Here is a 7,663-nt window from a genome sequence, read left to right as displayed (position 1 = left end):
GCGCAGCCAGGACGTCAAATTGCTGCTGGATGCGATGAAGAAATAAGCCTCAGCCGCTCATCAGCCACGCCCAGCACGCCGCCAGCCCGGCGCAGCCGACCAGAAGCTGTGGCAGGCGCAGCCGTGCGAAGTGCGCCGGGGCATCGCCCGACAGCGCCGCGCGCCAGTCGAGCAGCGCCGCCAGCGCATAGCCTGCCGTCAGCAGCGCCACTGCGATCGCCGCGCGCGGCACCACCAGTGCCAGCCCCGCGATCGCGACATAGGCGATCGCCGCCGCCAGCTCGGCCATGGTCGACGCCCGCGGCGTCGCGAACCCGAACCCGCGGCGCACCCCGCCGATGAACGACAGGATCAACGCCCCCCAGATCACCGCCAGCTGCACCGCCAGCACCGGCCACCCGCCGGGCAGCACCCATACCCCGATCCCCGCCGCGACCAGCGGCAGCATCGGACCATAGCCGAAGACGATACTGGCGGCGGGAATGCGCGGATCGGGTTCCATGTCCCGCGCAACGCACGAACCGGCGATCAGTCGCGCGCGAAAATCTCGTCGTGCGGCAGCGTTACGTTGAGCGAAGGGAGGTCGACGTCGTGCGGCTGAGCGAACAGATCGTCGCGCCATGACGTCGGGCCCAGCCGCTGGACAACGCGGCTCAGCTCGCGCTCGGGATCGACGAAGACGATCGTATCGACCGACGGCAGCGTGCGATAACTCGCCAGCTTGTCATTCTCATCGATGCGCGACGTGGACGGGGACAGTACCTCGACGATCACGACCGGATCGTCGAACGCCCGTTGCATCTCGCGCTCGCGCGATGCCGGATCTCCGCAGTAGACGCTGACGTCGGGATAGCGCAGTTCGTCGTCGCGGATGCGCACGCCCATATCGGAATTATATGCCCGGCACCCGCTGCCGCGCAGCCGCGCGTGCAGATAGGCGAGGATGTTGCTGGCGACCCGCGAATGCGCCGGTGTGCCACCGGTCATCATGCGGATCGTACCGTCGATCAGCTCGAACTTGCGGTCGGTACCAAAATCGATCTCGAGAAACTGCTCGACGGTGATCGGCTGGTAGATCGCATCGTGGCGCATGCTGCACATCATAGAGGGTTTCTGGTGACAGACAAAGGGCCGGCGGATCGCTCCGCCGGCCCTTTGCTCGAACCATCGGCGACGCAAAGCCGTCGCCGTGACGTCGGACCGGTCGAGCGGCATGGCCGCCCGCCTGCCGGCCGTTCCGATCTTCTGTCCGGGGCAGCGTCACGCTGCCCCGGTCGTAGATCAGAAGTCCATACCGCCCATACCGCCGCCGGGCATCGCCGGCATCGCGGGCTTGTCCTCCGGCAGCTCGGCCACGGTGGCTTCCGTGGTGATGAGCAGGCCGGCAACCGAGGCGGCGTTCTGAAGCGCGGTGCGCACGACCTTGGTCGGGTCGATCACGCCGGCCGCGACCAGGTTCTCGTACGTGTCGGTCGAGGCGTTGAAGCCGAACGACGTGTCCGACTGGTCGAGCAGCTTGCCCGACACGACGGCGCCGTCCTGACCGGCGTTCTGCGCGATCTGGCGCACCAGCGCGGTCAGCGACTTGCGGACGATGTCGACGCCGCGCGTCTGGTCGTCGTTGATGCCCTTGACGCCGTCCAGCGCCTTGGTCGCGTACAGCAGCGCGGTGCCGCCACCCGGGACGATGCCTTCCTCGACCGCGGCGCGGGTCGCATGCAGCGCGTCGTCGACGCGGTCCTTGCGCTCCTTGACCTCGACCTCGGTCGCGCCGCCGACCTTGATGACGGCCACGCCGCCGGCCAGCTTCGCCAGACGCTCCTGCAGCTTCTCGCGGTCATAGTCCGAGGTCGTGACCTCGATCTGCTGACGGATCGCCTCGGTACGGCCCTTGATCGCATCGGCTTCACCCGCACCGTCGACGATGGTGGTGTTGTCCTTGTCGATCGTCACGCGCTTGGCGGTGCCGAGCATCCCCAGCGTCACGGTTTCGAGCTTGATGCCCAGGTCCTCGCTGACGACTTCGCCCTTGGTCAGGATCGCGATGTCTTCCAGCATCGCCTTGCGGCGATCGCCGAAGCCCGGCGCCTTGACGGCCGCGACCTTCAGGCCGCCGCGCAGCTTGTTGACCACCAGAGTGGCCAGCGCCTCGCCCTCGATATCCTCGGCGATGATCAGCAGCGGGCGACCCGACTGCACGACCGCTTCCAGGATCGGCAGCATCGACTGCAGGTTCGACAGCTTCTTCTCGTGGATCAGGATGTACGGGTCGTTCAGCTCGACCGTCATCTTCTCCGGGTTGGTGATGAAGTACGGCGACAGATAGCCGCGGTCGAACTGCATGCCCTCGACGACGTCCAGCTCGAATTCGAGGCCCTTGGCCTCCTCGACGGTGATGACGCCTTCCTTGCCGACCTTCTCCATCGCTTCCGCGATCTTCTCGCCGACTTCCTTGTCGCCGTTGGCCGAGATGATGCCGACCTGCGCGACTTCCTGCGAGCCGGACACCGGCTTCGAGCGCGACTTGATGTCCTCGACGACCTTGGTCACCGCCAGGTCGATGCCGCGCTTCAGGTCCATCGGGTTCATGCCGGCGGCGACCGACTTCATGCCTTCACGCACGATCGCCTGTGCCAGCACGGTGGCGGTAGTGGTGCCGTCGCCCGCGATGTCGTTGGTCTTCGAGGCCACTTCGCGCACCATCTGCGCGCCCATGTTCTCGAACTTGTCCTTCAGCTCGATCTCCTTGGCGACCGACACACCGTCCTTGGTGATGCGCGGCGCGCCGAAGCTCTTGTCGATCACGACGTTGCGGCCCTTCGGCCCCAGCGTGACCTTGACCGCGTCGGCCAGGATGTCGACGCCCTTCATGATGCGCTCACGCGCGTCGCGCGAGAATTTCACGTCCTTGGCTGCCATGTGGCTACCCTTTCTCTCGATATCGTCACCCCAGCGAAGGCTGGGGTCTGGTGCGGATGAAGAAGATGCCAGCCTGCGCTGGCATGACGGTCAGATCCTCAGGCGATGATGCCGAGGATGTCCGATTCCTTCATGATGAGCAGGTCTTCGCCGTTCACCTTGACCTCGGTGCCGGACCACTTGCCGAACAGGATGCGGTCGCCCGCCTTCACGTCCAGCGGGGCGACCTCGCCCTTGTCGTTCTTGGCGCCGGCGCCGGCGGCGACGACTTCGCCTTCCTGCGGCTTTTCCTTGGCGGTGTCGGGAATGATGATCCCGCCGGCCGTCTTCTCCTCCGCCTCGACACGGCGGACGAGAACGCGGTCGTGCAACGGACGAAAGTTCATTGCTCTTACCTCTTCTAAGGGCATGTGACACATTTTTGGCACTCACCGAAGTCGAGTGCCAGCGATGCGGATATGTGGTCGCACCCCCGCCCCGTCAACGGGGTCGGGAACCTTTTTTCAGGCAGCGCGTGCGGGCAGCAGGCCCAGCCGCCCGCGCATCGACCAGCGCCACAGCAGCAGCGCGGACACGACGCCCAGTCCCGCCGCCAGTCCCCACCAGATGCCGATCGCCTGCCAGCCGAGCGTGAAGCCCAGGAAGGCGGCGGTGCCGAACCCCATTACCCAGTAACCGACCACCTGGATCATCATCGGCACGCGCGTGTCCTGCACCCCGCGCAGCACGCCGGCCGCCACCGCCTGCGCGCCGTCGACCAGCTGGAACACCGCCGCGACGCCCAGCAGCTTGACCGCCAGCACGGCCACCGCCACCTCACGCACCGGGTCGACATAGGCGCGCACCAGCAGGTGCGGGACCGCCCACAGCGCCGCCGCAGTCGCCACCATCACGCCGATGCCCAGCGCGATCGCCACGCCGCCCGCGCGCCCGACCCAGGCGGCGTCGCGCGCGCCATAGGCGAAGCCGACGCGGATCGTCGCCGCCTGCGCCAGCCCGAACGGGATCTGGAACGCGATCGCGGCGATGTTGAGCGCGACGGCATGGGCGTCGATCGCGGTGACGGAGATAAGGCCCATCAACAGCCCCGCCCCGCCGAACAGCCCGCCCTCCGCGACCCAGCCCAATGCGATCGGCGCGCCCAGCTTCACGATCTCGCGCATCCGCGACCATTCGGTGCGCCACCATTTGCCGAACAGGTGGAACCGCCGAAGCTTGCGGTCGGTAACCAGGATCGCGGCATAGGCCAGGCAGCTGGCGAAGGAGACGGTGACGCTGGCCAGCGCGGATCCCTCCAGCCCCAGCGCCGGGAAGCCGCCGTTGCCGAAGACGAGGCACCAGTTGGCGAGGATCGCGACGCCCAGCGCCAGCAGCGTCACCACCATCGCCCAGCCCGGCCGCCCGAGCGCCGCCGCGGTCATCCGCATCAGCGCGGAGAGCACCGCGGGCAGCACGGCCAACGACAGGATGCGGCAGAACACGCCCGCGCGCGCCGAGACCGCGGCGTCCTGTCCGGCCAGCCGCAACAGCGGCTCGGCGATGTTCAGCAGCGCGACGACCACGATCGTCCCCAGCCCCGCCAGCCACATGCCCATGCGGAACGACCGGCGCACCTGCCGCACCGCGCCCACCCGCGCGCCCAGCGCGGCGGCGATCAGCGGCTCGGCCGCGCCGACCAGCCCGACCAGCGCGAACGCCAGCACGTTGAACAGGAACACCCCCAGCGTCGCCGCCGCGAATTCCACCGGCCCCAGCCGCGCGACGAACACCACGTCGACCGCGAACACCGCCATCTGCAACAGGTTCGCGCCCACCAGCGGCCCCGCCAGCGCCAGCAGCGCGCGCAGCTCGTCGCGCCACGTTTCGGGCGGCGCCTCGGTCAGCGGGGAAAGGGCGGCATGGCCATGCATGGTGGGCGCGTTAGGCGAAAACGGGACACGGCGCCACTCATGTGGCGTATTGCTCGATTGATACACGTCGCGCTACACCCCCGGGCGACGGGCGCTCCGCCCGAAGATGGGACGACACATGAAGCTGGTTCGCGGCGCCTGGAAACTGCTGGTGGGGATCAAGGACGCGCTGGTGCTGGTCGCCATGCTGCTGTTCTTCGGCCTGCTGTTCGCCGCGCTCAACGCGCGCTCGCGCCCCGCTGCGATCAAGGACGGCGCGCTGGTGCTGGAACTGAACGGCCCGATCGTGGAACAGCCGGAGGATGTCGCGCCGCTGGCCATGCTCAGCGGGCAGCAGATCGGCAACCAGTATCGCCTGCGCGACGTGCTGCGCGCGATCGACCTGGCACGCGAGGACAAGCGCGTGAAGGCGATCGTTCTCGATCTCGACCGGTTCGGCGGCGCCTATCCCGCCGCGCTGGGCGAGGTGCAGGAGGCGCTGATGAAGGCGCGTGCCGCGGGCAAGCCGGTGCTGGCCTATGCCACCGCCTATACCGACGGCGGCTACCGCCTCGCCTCGGCCGCCAGCGAAATCTGGATGGACCCGATGGGCGGCACGTTGTTCATGGGGCCGGGTGGCAGCCAGCTGTTCTACAAGGGGCTGCTCGACAAGCTGGGCGTCAACGCGCACGTCTATCGCGTCGGCAAGTTCAAGTCGGCGGTCGAACCCTATACCCGCGCCGACCAAAGCCCCGAATCGCGTGAGGCGTCGCAGGCGCTGTACGGGGCGCTGCTCGACCAATGGCGCGAATCGATCGCGCGCGCACGGCCCAAGGCGCAGGTCGCCGGGCTGCTGACCCGGCCGGCGCAGCTGGTCCAGGCCGCCGGCGGCAACCTGGCGCAGGTCGACATGCAGGCCGGGCTGGTCGATCATCTGGGCGACCGCATCGCCTTCGGCCGCCGCGTCGCCGAGCTGGCGGGCAGCGACGACAAGAAGCCCGCGGGCAATTTCACCACGATCAAGTACCAGAGCTACGTCGATGCGCATCCGCTGCCTAAGAAGGGCAAGATCGGCGTGCTGACCGTCGCGGGCGAGATCATCGACGGCCAGTCGCAACAGGGCAATGCCGGCGGCGATACCGTTGCCGACCTTCTCTATCGCGGGCTGATCGATCAGGATCTGAAGGCGCTGGTGCTGCGCGTCGATTCGCCGGGCGGTTCGGTGCTGGCGTCGGAGAAGATCCGCCGCGCCGTCATGGAGGCGAAGCGCCGCGGCCTGCCGGTCGTCGTGTCGATGGGCGGGCTGGCCGCGTCGGGCGGCTACTGGATTTCGACGCCCGGCGACGTGATCTTCGCCGAACCGGGCACGATCACCGGGTCGATCGGCATCTTCGCGGTGCTGCCCACGTTCGAGAAGACGCTGGCCAAGATCGGCCTGTCCACCGACGGCGTGCGCACCACGCCGCTGTCGGGCCAGCCCGACGTGCTGTCCGGCACGTCGCCCGAACTGGACGCGGTGGCGCAGGCCGGGGTCGAGCATGGCTATCGGGAATTCATCACCCGCGTGTCGCAATCGCGCAAGCTGACCCCGGCGCGAGTGGACGAGATCGGCCAGGGCCGCGTGTGGATCGGCGGGGTGGCGCATCAGCTGAAACTGGTCGACCGCTTCGGCGGGCTGGACGCCGCGGTGGCGGAGGCCGCGCGCCGTGCGAAGCTGGACGCCGCCAAGCCCGACGTCGTGTGGCTCGACAAGAAGCCCGGCTTCGCTGCGGAGCTCGTGCGCCAGATCAGCAACAACGAGGATGACGATGCCGGCGCCCCCGCCGACGCGCTCGGCCGGATCGCGTGGCAGCAGCAGCAGGTGATGGCGACCGCGCTGGGCGATGCGCGGCGGCTGATTGCGGGCGGCGGCGGGGTGCGCGCACAATGCCTGGAATGCGGCGGGCTCGGGCCCGTGCGCGCCAGCCTCGCCGATCGCACCTTATGGCAAATGGTGCTGGCCAAGCTGGGCTGGTGATGCAAGGGGGCGTGGTGATGACCCAGGGACCGATCACCATCCGCCCCGCGACCGCCGCCGATGCCGCCGCGATCGCCGCCATCTACGCCCCTTACGTCCTGTCGGGCACGGTCTCGTTCGAGAACGAAGCGCCCGACACGCGCCAGATCCGCACCCGCATGGCCGCGTCGGACGGGCTGTACCCGTGGATCGTCGCCACCTCGGGCGACGACGGCGACGGTGCCGGGGTGCTCGCCTACGCCTATGCCACGCGCTTCCGCGACCGGCCGGCCTATCGCTACGTCGTCGAAACCTCGATCTACGTCGCCGGCGGCACGCAGCGGCAGGGCGTCGGCCGGCTGCTGTACGAGGCGCTGGTCGATACGCTGCGCGCGCAGGGCTTCACCCAGGCGATCGGCGTCATCTCGCTGCCCAACGACGCCTCGATCACGCTGCACGAGGCGGTCGGCTTCCGCCGCGCAGGCGTCTATCGCGAGATCGGGTACAAGCAGGGGCGCTGGATCGACGTCGGCTTCTGGCAGTGCGAGCTGAACCCGTCGGCCGTCCCGCCGACGGAACCGCGCCCGTTCAGCGAGGTCGGCGTCGTCCGCGCCTGACGCGGAACGGGCCCCCCCCGCCCGCCGCCCCGGACGTGTTCGACGTCTACGAAAGTCGCCCCGGCAGCCACGTTCGATGCGTCACCCCGGACCTGTTCCGGGGTCCACCGGTCCGGAGCTCGTCGGCCTGTGGGTGCGCGGCACCGTGGCTGCCGGAACAGGGCTCTCCTGAGCGAAGTCGAAGGGTCCGGCATGACGGACCAAGCTTCGAAGCGTTCCTAGCGCCCCGCGTCGCCATAGGC

General features: G+C 68.8%; 7 protein-coding genes. 2 read left to right on the top strand and 5 right to left on the bottom strand.

Going from position 1 to position 7,663, the window contains the following annotated elements:
* Positions 1–49: 49 nt before the first annotated feature.
* From AX685_RS14225 to AX685_RS14205, 5 genes are all read right to left on the bottom strand, one after another.
* Positions 50–502: a DUF3429 domain-containing protein gene (locus AX685_RS14225; protein WP_066489818.1), complete on the bottom strand. Its 453-nt coding sequence runs from the start codon at positions 500–502 to the stop codon at positions 50–52.
* A 26-nt stretch (positions 503–528) separates the two neighbouring features.
* Positions 529–1,092, bottom strand: coding sequence for a Uma2 family endonuclease (locus AX685_RS14220; RefSeq protein WP_066489822.1), 564 nt, complete (start codon positions 1,090–1,092; stop codon positions 529–531).
* A gap of 189 nt (positions 1,093–1,281) precedes the next feature.
* Positions 1,282–2,919, bottom strand: a complete 1,638-nt coding sequence (gene groL / locus AX685_RS14215; RefSeq protein WP_066489814.1) for a chaperonin GroEL — start codon at positions 2,917–2,919, stop codon at positions 1,282–1,284.
* 98 nt (positions 2,920–3,017) lie between these two features.
* Positions 3,018–3,305, bottom strand: coding sequence for a co-chaperone GroES (gene groES, locus AX685_RS14210; RefSeq protein ID WP_066489812.1), 288 nt, complete (start codon positions 3,303–3,305; stop codon positions 3,018–3,020).
* A gap of 117 nt (positions 3,306–3,422) precedes the next feature.
* Complete coding sequence (locus tag AX685_RS14205; RefSeq protein ID WP_197418627.1) at positions 3,423–4,829, bottom strand: MATE family efflux transporter; 1,407 nt, start codon at positions 4,827–4,829, stop codon at positions 3,423–3,425.
* Between the two features lie 118 nt (positions 4,830–4,947).
* Here AX685_RS14205 and sppA point away from each other — a divergent pair, with 118 nt between their 5' ends.
* Both sppA and AX685_RS14195 read left to right on the top strand, forming a co-directional pair.
* Positions 4,948–6,825 carry a signal peptide peptidase SppA gene (gene sppA, locus AX685_RS14200; protein WP_066489810.1) on the top strand — a complete coding sequence of 626 codons (1,878 nt, stop codon included), beginning with the start codon at positions 4,948–4,950 and terminating at the stop codon, positions 6,823–6,825.
* 17 nt (positions 6,826–6,842) lie between these two features.
* Positions 6,843–7,421: a GNAT family N-acetyltransferase gene (locus AX685_RS14195; RefSeq protein ID WP_231738891.1), complete on the top strand. Its 579-nt coding sequence runs from the start codon at positions 6,843–6,845 to the stop codon at positions 7,419–7,421.
* The last annotated feature ends 242 nt before the right edge of the window (positions 7,422–7,663 follow it).

The organism is Sphingomonas sp. CCH9-F2, from assembly GCF_001556735.1.
GTDB lineage: Bacteria > Pseudomonadota > Alphaproteobacteria > Sphingomonadales > Sphingomonadaceae > Sphingomonas > Sphingomonas ginsenosidimutans.
This window is presented reverse-complemented; position numbering and strand designations above follow the sequence as displayed.

Coding starts and splice junctions, on each gene's coding strand:
- groES (WP_066489812.1), bottom strand. CDS start 3,305: ATGAACTTTCGTCCGTTGCACGACCGCGTTCTCGTCCGCCGTGTCGAG.
- AX685_RS14205 (WP_197418627.1), bottom strand. CDS start 4,829: ATGCATGGCCATGCCGCCCTTTCCCCGCTGACCGAGGCGCCGCCCGAA.
- AX685_RS14225 (WP_066489818.1), bottom strand. CDS start 502: ATGGAACCCGATCCGCGCATTCCCGCCGCCAGTATCGTCTTCGGCTAT.
- AX685_RS14220 (WP_066489822.1), bottom strand. CDS start 1,092: ATGCGCCACGATGCGATCTACCAGCCGATCACCGTCGAGCAGTTTCTC.
- groL (WP_066489814.1), bottom strand. CDS start 2,919: ATGGCAGCCAAGGACGTGAAATTCTCGCGCGACGCGCGTGAGCGCATC.
- AX685_RS14195 (WP_231738891.1), top strand. CDS start 6,843: ATGACCCAGGGACCGATCACCATCCGCCCCGCGACCGCCGCCGATGCC.
- sppA (WP_066489810.1), top strand. CDS start 4,948: ATGAAGCTGGTTCGCGGCGCCTGGAAACTGCTGGTGGGGATCAAGGAC.